Source organism: Pelosinus sp. IPA-1 (genome assembly GCF_030269905.1).
Taxonomy (GTDB): domain Bacteria; phylum Bacillota; class Negativicutes; order DSM-13327; family DSM-13327; genus Pelosinus.
Genome location: NZ_BSVC01000009.1, coordinates 24743 through 42734, shown reverse-complemented (window position 1 = coordinate 42734; position 17992 = coordinate 24743). Strand labels below are relative to the sequence as shown.

The window sequence follows — 17992 nt, the reverse complement described above, 5'->3', positions numbered from 1 at the left end:
GGGGAAAGTCATGAAAAAACGATTTATTACCGGTCTGCTAGTCATTTGTCTGCTATCTGTTTCTGCAGTGCCTGTTACCCAAGCCTTTGGCTTTGGTGATATTTTAAAAGTTGGTGGTATTTCCATTCTGATTGATAAGTTCTCAGGTCAACTGAATGGTTTTATCAATACTCTCACATTTAAGCATGGCGCTGGTTCTGACTACGCAACGAAAGTCGTGCCAATTCTTAGCTTCGGCGACGGTGGTTACATAGGTGCTGCCCAGGTAATTGGTTCCCAAGAACTAATAGACAGAACTCAAGCAGTTGTTCAAATTGAAGGTGACTTTAGTGGAAGAACCTTTCGCGTAAAGGCATTAATACCAATTGATAGCAAAAACCCTGTAAACTTCTCTCGTGTCAATGGTGTAGGGGTTTCAGCTATCATTGATGTAAAAATTTAGTAAAGAAAAAGAACAATTTTTTGAACCACAAAAGCACAATACTGCCATCGCAGTACACAAAGGATAGTGAAAAACTCCTTTGTGCCCTTTGTGTCTTTGTGGTTCAAATTTTTTATTTTGTTTTTTCTCTGTGTCCTCTGCTTCTCTGCGGTTAACGATTCCTTTATTTTTTGCTGTCTAATAGTTAGTCTCAGCAGGAAAATTTTGTAGTAATCACGAATTATGATATAATTAGACAAAATTAAAAGGAGGACATGCATTACATGTGGCGTAAATTTATTAGTTTAACAATACTTACATTATTTATATGTTCGAATATGGGGCTTGCTTTTGCTAAATCTGTTTCAGAAATGACTGTCTTGGATAAGATTGTTGCTACGGAAAAGTTTTTTTATGGTGCCGAAATGACAGGTGCGTTAGTAGAGCGTATGAGTAAATTAGAAAAAGATGTATTAGGAAAGGAAAGCAAAGAAGCATTGCTTAACCGTGCAGATACTTTATACTCTTATTCCCACGATAACTTTGTAGATGCACCATCCTTTTTTATTAAATTGAATGCTGTTGAATGGTCTCTTACTCATGCTGTTACAACAGGCCCAGCTAAAGGGCGGATTGAAAATCTTGAACATATGCTTACTGGAATTCCTTCCGCAGGTTCCTATGATGAGCGGTTAAACAAATTATTAAAGTTGGCTTATGCAAACGGTAAAGTATCTATTACGAATGCAGCAGTAAGTAAAGATAGTTTACTCAAAATAAAGTTAGTTACACCACTTAATACACGTACCAGTCGCCCTGGAGATGTTGTAGTGTTTCAGACTGCTGATGACATCTATATTGATGGAAACTTGGTAATTCCTAAGGGAGCGCAAGGTCAAGGGGTGGTCAATAAGGTAGAAGGGGCTAGAAATTTTGGCCGCAATGCTGAGCTCCAAGTTACTTTTGATACAATAGAGGCCATAGACGGCACGATGATTAATACGATACTAGGAGAAAAAGCAAAAGAGGAAAATAAGTCATTAGCGACAGCGGCAGGCGCCTCCATTGCGGGTATGGCCATTTTAGGACCAATTGGTATCGTTGGCGGAGCCTTTGTTCATGGTAAAGAAGTAGAGATTCCTGCAGGTACCGAAATGTATATTCAAACAAAAGTAGAAACAAATGTTTATGGTATACAGGGGAAATAATTAGGTAAATTTTCACAAAAGCCGTCAATAGACGGCTTTTTCTACATATTGCCGTATGGAGTTATATAAGAAAAGTGGTATAATAATAGAATAAAATAAGGAAAAATGCCACCTTTGTGTTCTCTGTGCCTCTGTGGCTCAAAACTTTCTTTTGTTTAAAGTATATGTTTTTTTGATAATAGAATTTGAAGCTTTGTGGGAAAACAATGAAACACGAAGATCGCGAAGACACAGAAAGAGTGCGAAGGGAGACTAGGCCTATTTCTATTCTTCACAATCTCTTCGTATCTTCGTGGTTCAAAAAGTTTTTTATGTATTGTGCCTTGGACATAATGTTTTATTGATCTAAATTTTTTTTGATAGGAGAAAGTAATGCAAATAAAGAAATTTATGGTTTGTGCATCTGTATTGATGTTAGTTTCTAGTGCCTCTGTGGTGGGACGAGCAGCTGATACCCAGGGAGAGCAAGCTCCTGATACGACTGATAAACCTCAGTTAAAGGCTACAACCGCTACAAGCAATACAACCAAGACAACAAACAAGGAAACCAAAAAGGAAACAAAAAAAGATAAACCCAAATATCCAATTGTAATTGAAGGTAAGAATTTATCTTTTAGTGAGGAAACAGGTGAGATATTTGCTGAAGGCAATGTAGTTGTAAAACAAAATACCGATGTTCTTTTAGCAGATGTTATACATGGCAATAACAAAACTACAGAAGTATGGGTAGACGATAAGGCGACACTACAGCAGCCAGGTAGTGAGCTGGTGGGTACACATACCCATTACAATTACACGACTCACTTAGGGAACATGCAGCAAGTTAAGGGGATCGTAGGCAAAGAGCATATTTCTGGGAAAGAGCTTGAGTTTTTTCCTGGTGAGCTGATCGCTCATGATGGCACGATGACTCAATGTCCTGCAATCGTACCTGATTATCATATCAGCGCTGATAAAATTGAAATTTGGCCCGGGGAAAAGATGATTGCATACAATGCTAAAATGTGGATTAAGAATGTAGTCATTTATTCCGTACCGAAATATAAAAAATCATTAAAAAAAGGTGAAGGTGAAACTGCTTTCCCACGTATTGGATATCGAAATTCAGATGGCGCATATATAATACAACATTTAGAGTATCCAGTGGGTAATACTGTTTCTGCTTATACAAATTTGGCTTATTACTCCAAATCGGGTTTTAAACCAACTGTTGGGGTGATTGATAGGGAAAAAAGCTATTCAATCAACTTAGAACAGGGCGATTTTCGCGATGATGATGATAATTGGATTAAGAAAGAGCCTGATGTTAAGTTCAATTTATATAGAAAACGGTTGGGCGATTTGCCGGTTAGTTATACTTTTGACATGAGTTATGGTAAATGGACCGATGCATACAAAACCAGTTGGCACCAAGAAGAAAATCTTTATTTTTCGCATGATACCATTACCCTTAGTAAGGGGTTATATTTAGGCTTAGGCACAGGAATACAACGGATCCATGAGAGTTATAATGGATCTACTACCAATAAGATTAAGTTTGATACATCACTTATGAAACAATGGTCTCCAAAGTGGACTACGACTACGGAATTCCATTATACCAAAAATAATACATCGTTATTTAATTACAATACGGCCGATATGGCGCGAGAATTTGATGCAGGATTTACCTATAAAATTGATAAAATGAATACAGTTGGTTTCCGGCAAAGCTATGATTTAAACAATAATAAAGTATATGACCAAGATTATACTTGGTATAGAAATTTACATTGTTGGCAAGCAACGGTTACCTATCGGGCAAAACGCCACCAAATTAATTTTGATATAAGTACGACACGCTGGTAAAAAGGAGTAAAGTCATTGCAAAATAAACTTTTGAATCGTATTGCACAACTTGAGAATCGTAAAATCATGGTTGTTGGCGATATGGTGGCAGATGTCTATTTAGAAGGTAAAATATCACGAATTTCACGAGAAGCTCCCGTGTTAATACTGGAGCATACAAAAGAAAATGTTGTTCCAGGTGGTGCTTCAAATGTTGTGCATAATGCAGCTACATTAAGTGGTATTGTATATGCTGTAGGTATAGTAGGTCAGGATTATGCAGGGCAAGAATTGGTACGAATACTTAAAGACAAAAAAACGGAAACAGCTGGATTGCTTGTGGATTATAATCGACCAACTATTACAAAAACACGCATTATGGCAGGTGGGCAAGCAACAGTGCGGCAGCAGATTGTACGAATTGACAAAGAAAAAAAAGAAGCTTTAGATGATAATATGAAGAAAGCCCTCAAAGATTATATAACGACTCATATTGTCGACATGGATGGAGTCGTGATCAGTGATTATGGCAGTAACACGGTTGCACCGCATCTAATACACCATATTATTCAAACTTGTCGAGATAAAAATATACCTTGTATTGTAGATTCTAGGTATAACGTAATGGAGTATAATGGAGTCACCGTGGTAAAGCAAAACGAATCGGAAGCAGCTGCAGCCGTTGGTTATGAGATAGTCGACCAAGCTTCACTATTAAGCGCTGGAAATACAATTCTAGAAAGGCTTAATGCCAAAGCAGTTCTTATTACCCGTGGGCCAGATGGTATGACCCTATTCGAACAATCAGGTAAGATGACTCATATTCCGGTAATCAATAAAAGCGAAGTATATGATGTAACTGGCGCAGGGGACACGGTAGTAGCGACAATGATATTAGCTTTGGCTGCGGGCGCAACCTATGAAGAGGCGGCGCGGTTATCTAACTTCGCTGCTGGTATCGTAGTCAAAAAACCAGGCACAGCAACCACTAACCTCGCAGAACTCCGCGAAGCAATCGGGGAACATTTTGAGTGAAAAATATTAAACCACAAAGACACAATTGCACTGAAGTGCAACACAATGGGGAATGTATAGAAAATCTTTGTGTCTTTGTGGTTAAAATTTCTTGATACTTTTTAAAGTAGGTGTAGTATGAAAATTGTAGATTCTAACCAAATGAGGAATATAGCAGAGCAACTTAAAGCCGATGGTAAAACGATTGTGTTTACCAACGGCTGTTTTGACATTCTCCACGTGGGCCATGTCCGCTATTTACAGGCCGCTAGGGAACTAGGCGATTGTCTAATTCTAGGCCTCAATAGTGACCAATCTGTTCGTACCCTAAAAGGTCCAACCCGTCCTATAAATACCCAAGCTGACCGAGCCGAAGTTCTATCGGCTCTTTCTGCTGTTGATTATGTAGTAATATTTGAAGAAGCCACAGCGGAAAACTTAATCTCTCAAATCAAACCAGCCATCTACGTAAAAGGTGGCGACTACAACATCAAAGACCTCCCCGAATCCGCCATCGTCTCAGAATACGGCGGTCAAACCATCCTCATCCCCGAAGTAATCGGCAAATCATCAAGTAATATTATAAAAAAAATAAAAAAAGATTAATGAACCACAGAGGCACAGAGCACGCAGAGAATGGTCGCAGAGGGTGGTTTAATGGAATATACTGATAACATGGCGGCTTTAATTGATAAAGTTATTGGTGCAGCGATTGAAGTGCATAAAATATTGGGGCCAGGTTATCTAGAAGGCGTATATGAAGAGGCGCTGGTGCATGAATTGCAACTAAGAAATATACCACTAGAAAGACAAAAGGTAATTAATATCAATTACAAAGACAAGCCAGTCGGTGAGGGACGGTTAGATTTGTTAATTGATAAATGCCTAGTCGTTGAGCTAAAGGCAGTAAATGAACTTGCTGATATACACGTAGCTCAAGTATTATCGTATTTAAAAACTACAGGGTTACAACTTGGATTATTAATTAATTTTAATACAAAATACTTGTGTGATGGAATAAAGCGTGTTACAAAATCAAAATAATATTCTCTGTGCTCTCTGCATCTCTGCGGTTAAAATATTTTTTTAGAGGTTTTAATATGTACAAAAATATCCTTATCGTAAAACTCAGTGCCATTGGTGATGTAATTCATGCTTTGCCTGTTTCATATGCTTTGAAGCAGACCTATCCTGATGCGCGTATTACATGGGTGGTAGAAAAACCAGCCTATGATCTCTTGACCAATAATCCGTATATTGATGAAATTATCATATTTGATAAGCCAAAATTCAAATCCCTAACAGGCTTACTGTCAAATGGATATAAATTTTCACAACAACTCAAAGCCCGCAATTTTGACCTAGCTATTGACTTGCAAGGTTTATTTAAAAGTGCCGCCATTTCCTATCTCAGTGGTGCACCCCAACGACTGGTTTACTGCAATGCACGCGAACTAAGTGACAAAATCGGCCAACCAATTTGTGGCGATCATCAACACGGTCATATCGTTGATCGATATCTAGATGTTGCAAGTTACTTAGGATGTAAAATAGATAATGTCATTTTCCCTGTTAATATTATAGAACTAGAAGCACGAAAGGCAGAAAACATTGCTAACCATGCTGGCTTAAAATTAGAAAATCCCTATGTAGTCCTGGCTTCTGGTACGAATTGGCCTTCTAAATGCTGGCCAATTACTCATTTTGCCCAGCTTGCCGACAAACTTTATGACAATAATATAATCCCAGTCATCATTGGCGGACCTAATGATCAGCTACTAGCAGAAGAAATAATTTCAAAAGCCAAGATACCACCCATTGACCTAACTGGAAAAACGTCCCTGAAACAATTAGCCTATATTATAAAGAAGTCAAAAGCCTTTGTTGGTGGCGATACGGGTCCCATGCATTTGGCTGTGGCAGTAGGAACGTCCGTAGTGACCATGTTTGGCCCTACTGACCCTAAGCGGAATGGACCTTATGGAGAGAAGCATAAAGTCCTACTAGCACCACATTCATGTCAAGGCTGTTGGCAGCGTAAGTGTCCCAAAAATGTTGATTGCTTGTCAGAAATCACAGTATGCCAAGTTATTGATAAATTACAGGAAATTATATATTAAGACTATCCGTGTTACAGTGAGAAATTTGTAGCAGGCAAATATTGTGTTATGGAGTGATTTTACATGGGGCGCTTTAGTGTTTTTTTTGAAAACATTCAAAAGGATTTAAAAACATATTTATTTTTGATAGTATTATTATGCGTATACCGGGGTGCATTTATTTTTATTATGCAGGAATATATTGGGCCGAATACAGCGATGAATCAGATAGCTCTGGCTATGTGGGCAGGATTGCGGCTTACTTTGAAATCGGCCGGGATTATGGCGATGCTTTCTTTTTTAGCTTGTACGCTAACAACGGTAATGTTACCTAGGTTCAATACCAATCGGCTTAGAGTTGTTTTAGGATATGTTTATATTGTAGTCTTATCGATTCTATTTCAGGCAAGGATTCCCTATTATCGTGTATTTAATGTTACATTTAATCAGAACATTTATAACACATTTAATGATGATGTATATGCCTTATTTATTACCATGATTCAAGAATATAATCTGCCATCTAGAATTTTAGCCGCTATACTAATTGGCGCTATTATTTGTTATTTGTTTAAACTGGTTCTATTTAGCAGAAATTATAGATTGCCCCAATTTACAGCAACGAAAAGTTTACTGCTGCGTTGCAGCATAATTGCCAGTATCCCTGTTTTTATGCTATTTATGAGATTTGGGGGTAGCTTTACTTACAACCATTCAATTAACTGGGAGAATGCTGCGATTACTAAGGATACATTTCTGAATGAGGCAGTTTTGGATGATATACAGGCATTATATCGTGCTTATAGCGTTAATGAACGTATGTCACAGGGGGCTATGGCCAGTGGTGTACATAAAGAAAAAATTCGCGAGTACGCTAAAATGGCTGCTGGAAATGATATCGAATCGGATCGTATTGATGATTATTTAATTCGGCATGCAGCCGGAGCAAAAATTGCAAAACCTCGACATATCTTTATTATTTTAGGTGAAACCTATGCCCAGTGGCCAATTATGGAAAAATATAGCAAGTTGAATCTTGCAAATGGATTAAAGGAAATTATACAGCAAGATAATGCGATATATACGAGTTCTTTCTTGCCGAATGGCTCATTTACGCAAATGGCAATTTCGGCCATGGTATCTGGATTATCAGATGTATCTGTCCCTGTAAATTATCAGCCGCGCAGTTATGAGAAACCTTATGCTACGGCTTTGGCTCCGCAGATGCAGAAACTGGGATATAAAGTTGACTTTTGGTATGGTGGGTTTCCATCATGGGAGCGAATTAAAGATTTTACATTGGCCCAGGGGTTTGATCATTTTTATAGTTCTACAGATTTTGCTGCTGAGCAGGATAATATATGGGGAACCAAAGATGAATATATTTTTCAGGCACTTTTAAGCCACCTTTCTGAAGAAGAGCCAACGGTTCACTTGATTTTAACGGTATCGAACCATCCACCCTATAATTTGGATTTGGAAAAAGCAGGATTCGATCCTTCTAAAATTATTGACGGATTGCCAGAGGAGCAGAAAAACAATCAAGAACTGATTCGGCAATTGGGACATTATTGGTATATGGATAAAGTAGTTCATGATTTTGTAAGAGAGACGGAGCAAAAATATCCAGATAGTTTGTTTATTATCACAGGGGATCATGCAGATCGTGTTAATGTTACGAAAACGCCCGTACCCTTTGAACGATATTCGATTCCCCTTGTGATTTATGGACAAGGAATTACCAAAGACATATTACCCCCAAATAGGGCGGGTGGGCATGTCAATATTATGCCGACGCTGATTGAACTCCTTGCGCCGGAAAACTTTACTTATTATTCGATCGGGAATAGTCTAACGAAAGAAAATAAAGTTGGCTTTAACCCTGCTTATTGGATTACACCCCATGCGATGGGAAGTATAGAGCATCCAGATGAATACGAAATATTATCCGCTACTGATGATCAGGAAATACGACATGAAAAAGAAATGGCCGAGGAAAAAGTATCCATGATGAGAACAATATCTTCTTGGATTTTATTAAAGGGAAATCAGCTTTAAGGAGTGCGTAGATTGAACATTTTGATTTTATTCTCGCAGCCATGGCGCGTTGGCGGAGCAGAAACACATGTAGAGGCATTATTAAAAGGCTTAGAAGGGCATAATCTGTTTCTTGCCGTGAATGAAGGCAGTAATGAAGAAAAACTAGCACAATTGAAACAAAAGTTTCCACGCCTAATGATTGTTATGATACAGGCACGTGGTGCGAATCTACTAAGATGGAAAAAGGACATTGCAAGATTGTGCGATTTGGTAAAACGAGAGCATATTGATGTGATTTCTGCTCAACAGAGAACTGCCGGAATATGGGCCCATATGATTCGTCACTATATGCATGTTCCTTATACGGTAACGATGCATGATCCTTGGCATAGAGCAATGTTTAAATCTATTTACGCTAAAATGTTTACCGCAATATTTGTCGTTAGCCGTAATCTTGCAGATAAACTGGTTAGAAGTTTTGGTTTTTCCAAAGAACAGATTTATTTGATAAATAATGGCATTGACTTTCACGCATTCAAACCAATGGAAAAAGAAGTATGTCGAGAGAAACTAGGGCTTGCACCAGAAACTAAAATGATTTTGCATGTCAGTCGGTTAAGTAATGTAAAAGGTGCAGTTTCTTTGGCGGTAATTGAAAGTATGAAACATGTCCTAAAAAAGCGCCCAGATGCGAGGCTAGTTATTATTGGTGAAGGACCGATGCGAGATGAAATTAATAGTAAAATTGCTGAATTCAATCAAATGTATGGTGATAAAATTATAATTTATGATTTTGTCACCAATATTGCCGACTGGTATAATGCAACGGACATTCTCGTTGGTGAGGGCAGAGTAGCTATGGAAACGCTAGCATGTATGAAACCGATTGTTGCGATTCGGAATGTGGGTGCATTTATCGGCTCGATCGATACCGAAAATATTGTCTATGCTTGTGACGTGAATTTTGATGGGAGCGATCAAACTGTTACAGCGGAAAACATGGCAAAAGAAATAGACAAGGCATTGCAGCTAGAAGTAAGTGAAAGTGAAAAAATTGCCGAATATATTAAAGAACGTTTGAGTTTAGAAAACATGGCAAAAGCGTATCTTAATGTATTTAAGGGGATGAGTTAGGAGGTTTCCATGCTGAGAAAAATTTTAATCATCAATCGATTGGGAATTGGTGATGTTGTTGTCACCACACCCCTAGCAAAACTCATCAAGGAGAATAACCAATCAAAGGTAGGATTTGTTGTGGCGGCAAAATCTGCCGATTTATTAGTAAATCACAGTTATATTGATGATGTGTTTGCCTATAGTAAAAAGGACAAGCAAAAAATTATTTCTGAAATCCAGCAAAAGGGATACAATGAAGCTATCATTATAGACGAGCGGTTTACATCCACATTGCTGGCATGGAAAGCAAACTGCAAGTTATTAAATAAAGGCCTTGAAATATCTTTAGGAGCAAATCGTTTGTTTCAACGAAAAATGCGTAAAGTGAAGGCAATTGAAGATTTTTCAACCTATATTCACTTGCTAAATCCCGAGTTAAAAGAATATGAAATAGCTGCAATCTTGGGAAATCCTGATGAAGGAAGAAAAGAATATCTTGAAGAATGGATTAAAGAGCAGAAAAAAATAAGTGAAAAGCTGGTATTGATTGTTCCCAAAAGTGCGGCACTCAATAAAAATTGGCCAACTGCATATTTTAGTGAAATTAACAGCTTTTTAAATGATAAAGGAATCATTCCTGTATATATCGGATCAAAAAATGATATAGAATATATAGAAACAATTAAGGGAAGGAAGACAAATGCCGCAGGATTATTTAGCCTGAGAGAATTACCAACAATTGCGAAACATGCTGCATTTGCGATTTCTGTTTGCACGGGACCAATGCATATCATCAGTACAGCTAAGATACCAACACTTGTTCTATACGGGCCGAGTGATCCTGTACGCTGGGCTCCGCCTAATGCAATTGTTCTGCAAAACAAATTGCCATGTGTTCCTTGTGAACGGCTTGATTGTACACAGAAGAAGGGACAAACATGTATGGAATTGATTACGCCAGAACAAGTGAAAAAAATTATTATAGAACAAGGCTGGATATAGATGGAACGTAGGAGAGAAACTTATGAATATAAATCATGCAGTACTAGAGCAGCAAACCTTTGGTAGAAGCAAATTTGCAGAAAAAAAGCCGATTCATATAGCCTTTGGTGTAGATGCTAATTTTATACGTCCGATGGGCGTTGCAATGACATCTATAATTGACAATAATTCTAATCAAAGCCTTATTTTTCATGTATTTGCAAATTCTATTGAAACCGTCGATGTAGAACGTTTAAAAATACTGGCGGATGCAGAAGAAATTTTGATTCATTTATACTTGATTAATCAAGATGTTTTCAAGTCCCTTCAAACGACTTGGAATTATACAGTGGCTACTTATAATCGATTCATCGTTGCAAAACTCTTATATCCAACTGTTGAACGAGTCATTTATATGGATGCGGATATGGTGTGTAAGGGTGGTTTAGGTGAACTTGTTAAGATGGATTTTGAAGGTAATATTGCAATGGTTGTACATGATCAGGGCAAATTTGTTGCAAGTCATATGAGAACGTTAGATTTGAAACATGATCGTTACTTTAATGCAGGTATGCTCTATATTGATTTAAAAGCATGGAATGAAAATCAAATTTCAGAACAAGCGATAGAGCTACTGCAACAGAGAAAGTTCTTTTTGTTAGATCAGGATGCATTGAATATTCTTCTAGATGGTAAAGCAAAATTTATTGACCGTAGATGGAATGAAATTTGCAATATGGAGAAAAAAAGTAGTAGAATTTCAGAGGAAGCCGTGCTTGTGCACTTTGCCTCACGTAACAAACCTTGGCACATCTGGTGCATTCATCCGGAGAAGGAACTGTTTATTCGTTACTCAACTGCTTCCCTATGGAAAGATGTTCCCTTCTTCAATCAGCCGCGGAGTTATAAGGAAATGAAAATGATGGGGGCGGCTATGCTCCATCACGGAAACTATAGAGAAGCAATCTCTTGGTACTGGAAATATTGGAAGGCGCGGAAGCACGAAAAAAATAATGGATAGGTGGAACATATAATGGAGCTTTTTAACAATGCAATTTTAAATACGAAGAAGTTGTATGAACAGAAGAAATTTGAGGATACAAAAGAAGTATTGCATATTGGATTTGGCATAGATTCCAGATTTGCTCTTGGTATGGGTGTACTAATGACTTCGATCATTTTAAATAATCCGAATCAAAATATTGCATTTCATGTGTTTACAGATGGGATAGAGAAAAGTGATACTGAAAGATTACAGGAAGTAGCAAAAAAAGAGCGTATCGAAATCACAATTTATTATATTAATTTAGAAGTTTTTATAAATTTTCCAACTTCGTTAGGATGGTCGCATGCAACCTATTATCGGTTTATTATGGGGGAAAAATTATATGGCACGGCAGACAAAATGTTATATCTTGATGCAGATATTTTGTGTGTTGGCTCTTTACAGGAATTATTGGAAACGGATATGGGGAATAACATTATTTTGGGAATTGATGATTGCATGACGGATTTTGATGTAAAAGTAAAAAATCTGTCAATTCAGCACGGCAGATATTTCAATGCTGGTGTTATGTATATCGATGTAAATAAATGGCATGACGAAAAAATTGCTGATCGCGCAATGCAATTAATTATAGAAGACCCACAAAAATATAAATCTTTGGATCAGGACGTATTAAATGTTCTTTTAGATGGTAAAACCCAATATGTGGATATAAAGTGGGATCATATTTATAATATGTCATTTATGAATCATAAATTGCCTAAAAATACGATATTGATTCACTATACAGGAGATAAACCCTGGCATCGTTGGACTGAGCACCACTTTATGGTGAAACGATATTATGAATATATAAAAAAATCACCTTGGAGTGATGTTCCTTTAGCAGAACCTATCCACTATAAGGAGAAAAGCAAAATGGCTAAATCCTATAAAAAAAGAGGAATGTATCTGCAATATTTAAAATGCTATTATGACTATTTAATTTCGAGAACAAAGACGAAATTAAATAGTTAGTCTGTGGATTTTTTGATAATAGTTAGTGAGGGAGGAGAGAAGCTATGTCGGAAATTACAATTGTAACGGCTTTTTTTGATATAGGTAGGAAAGGATGGAAAACTTATGAACGCAGTTCCAATAGATATGTAGAATATTTTAAGTTTTGGGCTAGAATAAAAAATAAGCTTATTGTGTATACAGATAAAATCACTGCTGAACAAGTTATAAAAGTAAGAGATGAATTTCATTTAAAAGATAGAACGCAAATTATTATTATTGATGATGTATATGCACTTGAGCCGGAAGTATACAAAGAAATTCAAAATGCATTATCTAATGAGGCAGCAATCAACTTTAGAAGTTATCCTAAAAATCCGGAATCATGGAACTCGAATTATAATTATGTTACGTATTTAAAGCCATATTTTGTTGCAGATGCTGTCAAAAAAGGCTATGCTGCTGGCATGGTTGCTTGGGTAGATTTTGGTTATAATCATGGCGGAGAAAATTGCATTTATGCTGATGAATTTGATTTCCTATGGTGTTATGATTTTTCTCCGAAAATACATCTGTTTGCGATGGAACAGCCTGATAATATGCCAATCTTTGAAGTGGTGAGGACAATGCGTGCCTATATTGCAGGTGCAATTATGGTAGCTCCGGCAGAACTGTGGATTGATTTTGCCAGGTTATATAAAGAATCAATGCTGCATTTAACACATTGTGGTTTTGCCGATGACGATCAGACCTTGTCAATTATGGCATATAGAGAAAGGCCTGAATTATTTGAGATTCATCCGGTTGATGATTGGTTTATCGCGTTAAAAGACGTCGGTGGGGCACATCTGACAAGAGCATCTAAATTGCAATATAAAGAATCAAAAAAACAAGCAAAACACTTTTGGCAAGAGGGTAATTACTTGGATGCAATAAAATGGTATAACAAATATGCTAGAGAAAAATTGCAGGCAAAATGATAAGTTGAGGATAATGGGATATGGATATATTTAAAAATATAATTCTAAAAATAGAACAATTAAATGAACAGACTGTTTTTCAGGAAGTCCAAGCCGATTTTCATATTGCTTTTGGTATTGATAAAAACTTTGCCAGAGGTATGGGAATCTTAATCGATGCCATACATTCACATAATACAGAAGAAAAAATCGTGTTTCATGTTTTTACTGATGGTATTAATCAAAGCGATTTAGATAAGTTGAAAAAACTTACAGTATATCAGAATATAATAATCAAAATTTATTATATTGACATTAATGTCTTCAAAAATCTGCCGACAACCTTGGCATGGTCTTATGCTACCTACTATCGGTTTATAATGGGAAAAGTATTATATGGAACTGTAGATAAAGTTCTATATATCGATGCAGATATTTTATGCATTGGATCGTTGGCGGAACTAAAGAATATAGATATGGGTGAGAATATTGTCCTTGCAATTAGTGAAGAAGGGCAGTTTAATGTAAAACGCCTTGGCATACAGCAAGGAAAATATTTTAATGCCGGTGCTTTATATATTGATATTAATAAATGGAATGCTGCCCAGATTGCCGAAAAAGCAGTTGGTTTATTACAAGAAAACCCGGAGAAATATACGTATCTGGATCAAGATGTGTTAAATATTCTATTAGATGGCAAAACCTGTTTTATTGATAGAAAGTGGAATTATCTTTATGATATGCGCAAGATGAATAGTGAATTGCCAAAAGGTGTTGTATTCATACATTTTATTGGTGATAAACCTTGGCAGCGATGGTCTGAACATCATTTCATGGTGAGCTTTTATAATGAATATGCAAAAAAAACACCATGGGCAAATGTCCCATTGGTAGAACCAATTCATTATAAAGACAAAAAAAGAATGGCAAGATCTTTTGTCAAAAGAAATATGTACATGCGGGCATTGTATTGGTATGGTAGCTATGCGATCTCAAAAATAACGGCAAAAAAATAAGCTAAATTTAACAATGTGGGTGAAAAAATGTCCGAAATTACAATCGTAACTGCATTTTTTGATATAGGTAGAGAAAATTGGCGAAATTTTGAAAGAGATAAAAATAAATATATCAATTATTTCAGATTTTGGGCAAGAATACAAAATAAATTGGTTGTTTATACAGATCCCATAACAGCTGAAAAGGTTTGGGAAATTAGAGAAGAATATGGATTGAAAGATCGAACCAATGTGATCGTTATCGATAATATAAAATTATTGGATGAAGAAATTTTCTCTAAAATTCAACAGGTGGTATCTGACAATACGTTTACTAACTTTAGGGAACGTCCGGATAATCCAGAATCTCATAGTGCTCTATATAATTACGTTACGTATTTAAAACCATATTTTATTGCAGATGCTGTAAAAAGAAGACATGCCAATGGCATGATTGCATGGGTGGATTTTGGCTATAACCATGGGGGAGAAGCATGCACAATTTCTTCTGAATTTGATTTTCTTTGGAATTATGATTTTTCTGATAAAATTCATATATTTGCAACAGAAGAAATCGATAATATGCCTATTTTTGATATTGTAAGAAAAATGAGGGTTTATATATCGGGTGGTATCATTATTGCACCGGATTTTCTCTGGCAAAAACTTGCCGATTTATTTAGAAAATCGGTACTGCATTTATCACATTGTGGCTTGGCGGATGCAGATCAGACTCTATTGGTTATGTCATATAGAGAAGCACCAAAATTATTCGAAGTACATCCTGTAATGGACTGGTTTATGGTTTTGAAAGAATTTGGTGGAAAACATTTAACATTAAGAACAGCAAAACCCCTTCATAAAAAATATAAAAAAGAAGCAAAACAATATTGGCAGAAAAAACAATACAAAGAAGCGATCAATTGGTATTTCAAGTATGTAAAAGCAAAAATAGTAGGAGATCAACGACATGGTAAATAAGATAATACCTATTGAGCTTTTTAATAAGATAATATATTTTTTGGTTTGTGCATATGTCACATTATCTTTGACAGAAACCTTAGGCGCAATGCATTTCATAAGGGGGGCATTATTGTTAGGAATAATTCGCTTTATGGTAAAGCCTATGAAAATAACCATACAGACGAGTCATTTCTGGTATATAGGAGCATTTTTACTAGCAATTATTTTTACGATATTTTTCGATAAGGGAAATTATTATGAGGGAATCAGGTTTTTACGTTCAGACTATTTAGGGACGATGCTTCCAATGATATGTGTTCTATTTTTTATAAAAAAAGATCAAATTAGAACGATTATCTTATGTTTAATGGCTTCTCTCAATATAACGAATCTTTATGCCCTATGGGAAGCCTTTCATGGTATTGATCGTGTATATGGAATGGCAGGAGGTTATATGCAATTAGGAAGTGCATTAATCTTACTTGTTCCTCTAACGGTATTATTAATAATAAATAAAGAATTTATGCCGTCTGTATATCGCCCATTTTTGATGATTACTTTAATATTGGCACTTCCTGTTGTTTTCTTTAATGCAACTAGAATTACCTGGATTGCCTTACTGATAATCATACCAATACTGCTACTTTGTGTACAAAAGAATAAAAAGAAGGCAATTGCTTATAGCTTGGTTATCCTGATTTTATTTATTGGAATTTGTAGTGCGATCCCAAATGCGCAAGGACGGCTACACGTTATGGTTGACAGATCCTATCAGCCTAATTCGGAACGAATATTAATGTGGCAGAGTGCGTGGCACATGTTTTTAGACCATCCAATGACAGGTGTAGGGCTAGGAAATTATAAGGAGCAATATTATACGAAATATATATCACCTTCAGCGCAAGAACAGACAGTACACGCACATAGTAATATGATGCATTTAGCGGCAACAACAGGATTGCTGGGGGTAGGGGCTTATTTTGCCATGTTTGGGTACTTTTTATATGAAAGTTTCAAAAAATGGCGGTATAAGAAAACAATAGCGCCACTTATTTTCTTCTTTGCTACATTAGGATTTTTGATTCAGGGAATGACAGACTACAATATTGGTTTTATTGGGGTTGCTGCAAAAATATATTGGATGCTGCTGGCAATTTATTTAGTACTAGATGAAGCTGTTAGCGTAGAGGGTAGGTGAGTGTATGGTTTTAGTTAGTGTAGTTATGCCGATATACAATGCAGAAAAATATTTATCCCAAGCGATTGAAAGTGTTTTAAATCAAACGTTAAGAGATTTTGAACTTATTTTAGTGGATGATGGTTCAAAAGATAAAAGCCTGGAAATTTGTAATGCTTATGCTAAGCAAGATTCTCGAATTCAGGTGATTCATCAATCGAATGGTGGTATTTGTGCAGCTCGCAATTGTGGCTTAGAAATGGTGAAGGGCGAATACGTTACATTTATTGATAATGATGATGTGTATTTGCCAGATTTATTAGAAGAAAATTATAATATTGCAAAAAAGTACAATGCCGATATTTTGAAATATGGTAATCAATATATAAAACACAAAAAGTTTTCACCAGCTGGTATTTGTTCTTCAGAAAAACTGGATGAAAAGAAATTATTGATAATACAAAAAGAAGACCTCAGAGAAAAATACAAACAGCTAAATGATGATGATTTCCTTGTATACGTTTGGGATGGTCTTTTTAAGACGTCTTTACTAAAAGAACAGCAAATTAAATTTGAAACTTCATTTAAACATGGTCACGAAGATCGCGTGTTTTGTATGCAATTATACCAACATATTAATTGTATAATAATAAATCCTAAAATTTATTATCAGCATATCGTATATAAATCATCTACATCAAGAATTTTTTCCGTAGACCGGATTGATGATACGGAAAGATTGCTCAATTACGAACGGCAATTGTTTGATGCTCTGCGTCTGGATGATTTATTTCCGTCTTATTGGCAGGAAAGAGTTATGACCTATGTTATTTTAACATGCAGTATTGTTAGGAGTCCTGAAGCACAAATATCCTTTGGTGAGATTTTCTCGATTATGCGGAGACTAAGGGGAAAATATTATGTCAAAGCATTTGTGGGATCATTAGGAAAGGCGAATTATAAAAAAAGATGGAAGAATAAAATGTATGCATCGTTATTTGAACGTAATTATTTGAAAGTATTGACCAATATTTTATTGGTGGATAGGAAAGTAAAATATGTTTTGAGTTTGTTTAGTTAATTAGAGAAAGCTATCACTCTATTCAAATAAATACCTCACCTTAGAGTGAGGTGTTTTTATATTATTTTACAAAAGAGGATGTATCTGATAATTAAATGTTATATTATTG

Annotated in this window: 17 protein-coding genes; all 17 read left to right on the top strand. The window is 36.1% G+C overall.

Annotated features, from left to right (window positions below):
* Positions 1 to 10: 10 nt before the first annotated feature.
* The gene (locus QSJ81_RS20405; protein ID WP_285719195.1) at positions 11 to 442 is read left to right on the top strand and encodes a hypothetical protein; all 432 of its coding nucleotides are present in this window, start codon (positions 11 to 13) and stop codon (positions 440 to 442) included.
* 263 nt (positions 443 to 705) lie between these two features.
* Complete coding sequence (locus QSJ81_RS20400) at positions 706 to 1629, top strand: hypothetical protein (RefSeq protein WP_285719194.1); 924 nt, start codon at positions 706 to 708, stop codon at positions 1627 to 1629.
* Positions 1630 to 2001: 372 nt separating this feature from the next.
* Positions 2002 to 3477, top strand: coding sequence for an LPS-assembly protein LptD (locus QSJ81_RS20395; protein WP_285719193.1), 1476 nt, complete (start codon positions 2002 to 2004; stop codon positions 3475 to 3477).
* Positions 3478 to 3492: 15 nt separating this feature from the next.
* Positions 3493 to 4491: a bifunctional heptose 7-phosphate kinase/heptose 1-phosphate adenyltransferase gene (locus QSJ81_RS20390; RefSeq protein WP_285719192.1), complete on the top strand. Its 999-nt coding sequence runs from the start codon at positions 3493 to 3495 to the stop codon at positions 4489 to 4491.
* 117 nt (positions 4492 to 4608) lie between these two features.
* Positions 4609 to 5076, top strand: a complete 468-nt coding sequence (rfaE2, locus tag QSJ81_RS20385; RefSeq protein WP_285719191.1) for a D-glycero-beta-D-manno-heptose 1-phosphate adenylyltransferase — start codon at positions 4609 to 4611, stop codon at positions 5074 to 5076.
* A 51-nt stretch (positions 5077 to 5127) separates the two neighbouring features.
* A complete protein-coding gene (locus QSJ81_RS20380) occupies positions 5128 to 5514 on the top strand; it encodes a GxxExxY protein (RefSeq protein WP_285719190.1) in 387 nt (128 codons plus the stop codon).
* A 56-nt stretch (positions 5515 to 5570) separates the two neighbouring features.
* Positions 5571 to 6590 carry a lipopolysaccharide heptosyltransferase II gene (waaF, locus tag QSJ81_RS20375; RefSeq protein WP_285719189.1) on the top strand — a complete coding sequence of 340 codons (1020 nt, stop codon included), beginning with the start codon at positions 5571 to 5573 and terminating at the stop codon, positions 6588 to 6590.
* 63 nt (positions 6591 to 6653) lie between these two features.
* Positions 6654 to 8627: an LTA synthase family protein gene (locus tag QSJ81_RS20370; protein WP_285719188.1), complete on the top strand. Its 1974-nt coding sequence runs from the start codon at positions 6654 to 6656 to the stop codon at positions 8625 to 8627.
* Positions 8628 to 8639: 12 nt separating this feature from the next.
* The gene (locus tag QSJ81_RS20365) at positions 8640 to 9743 is read left to right on the top strand and encodes a glycosyltransferase family 4 protein (RefSeq protein ID WP_285719187.1); all 1104 of its coding nucleotides are present in this window, start codon (positions 8640 to 8642) and stop codon (positions 9741 to 9743) included.
* Between the two features lie 9 nt (positions 9744 to 9752).
* Positions 9753 to 10727: a glycosyltransferase family 9 protein gene (locus tag QSJ81_RS20360; protein ID WP_285719186.1), complete on the top strand. Its 975-nt coding sequence runs from the start codon at positions 9753 to 9755 to the stop codon at positions 10725 to 10727.
* Positions 10728 to 10749: 22 nt separating this feature from the next.
* A complete protein-coding gene (locus QSJ81_RS20355; RefSeq protein WP_285719185.1) occupies positions 10750 to 11727 on the top strand; it encodes a glycosyltransferase family 8 protein in 978 nt (325 codons plus the stop codon).
* A gap of 12 nt (positions 11728 to 11739) precedes the next feature.
* Entirely contained in the window at positions 11740 to 12729 is a 990-nt protein-coding gene (locus tag QSJ81_RS20350; protein ID WP_285719184.1) for a glycosyltransferase family 8 protein, read from the top strand.
* Positions 12730 to 12773: 44 nt separating this feature from the next.
* The gene (locus tag QSJ81_RS20345) at positions 12774 to 13688 is read left to right on the top strand and encodes a WlaTC/HtrL family glycosyltransferase (RefSeq protein WP_285719183.1); all 915 of its coding nucleotides are present in this window, start codon (positions 12774 to 12776) and stop codon (positions 13686 to 13688) included.
* A 20-nt stretch (positions 13689 to 13708) separates the two neighbouring features.
* Positions 13709 to 14683 (top strand): glycosyltransferase family 8 protein, encoded by a 975-nt coding sequence (locus tag QSJ81_RS20340; RefSeq protein ID WP_285719182.1) that lies wholly within the window; start codon positions 13709 to 13711, stop codon positions 14681 to 14683.
* Between the two features lie 27 nt (positions 14684 to 14710).
* Positions 14711 to 15643 (top strand): WlaTC/HtrL family glycosyltransferase, encoded by a 933-nt coding sequence (locus QSJ81_RS20335; protein ID WP_285719181.1) that lies wholly within the window; start codon positions 14711 to 14713, stop codon positions 15641 to 15643.
* Positions 15633 to 16823 (top strand): O-antigen ligase family protein, encoded by a 1191-nt coding sequence (locus tag QSJ81_RS20330; RefSeq protein WP_285719180.1) that lies wholly within the window; start codon positions 15633 to 15635, stop codon positions 16821 to 16823. Before QSJ81_RS20335 ends, QSJ81_RS20330 begins: the two co-directional genes overlap by 11 nt.
* Before the next feature lie 4 nt (positions 16824 to 16827).
* A complete protein-coding gene (locus tag QSJ81_RS20325; protein ID WP_285719179.1) occupies positions 16828 to 17883 on the top strand; it encodes a glycosyltransferase in 1056 nt (351 codons plus the stop codon).
* Positions 17884 to 17992 lie beyond the last annotated feature (109 nt).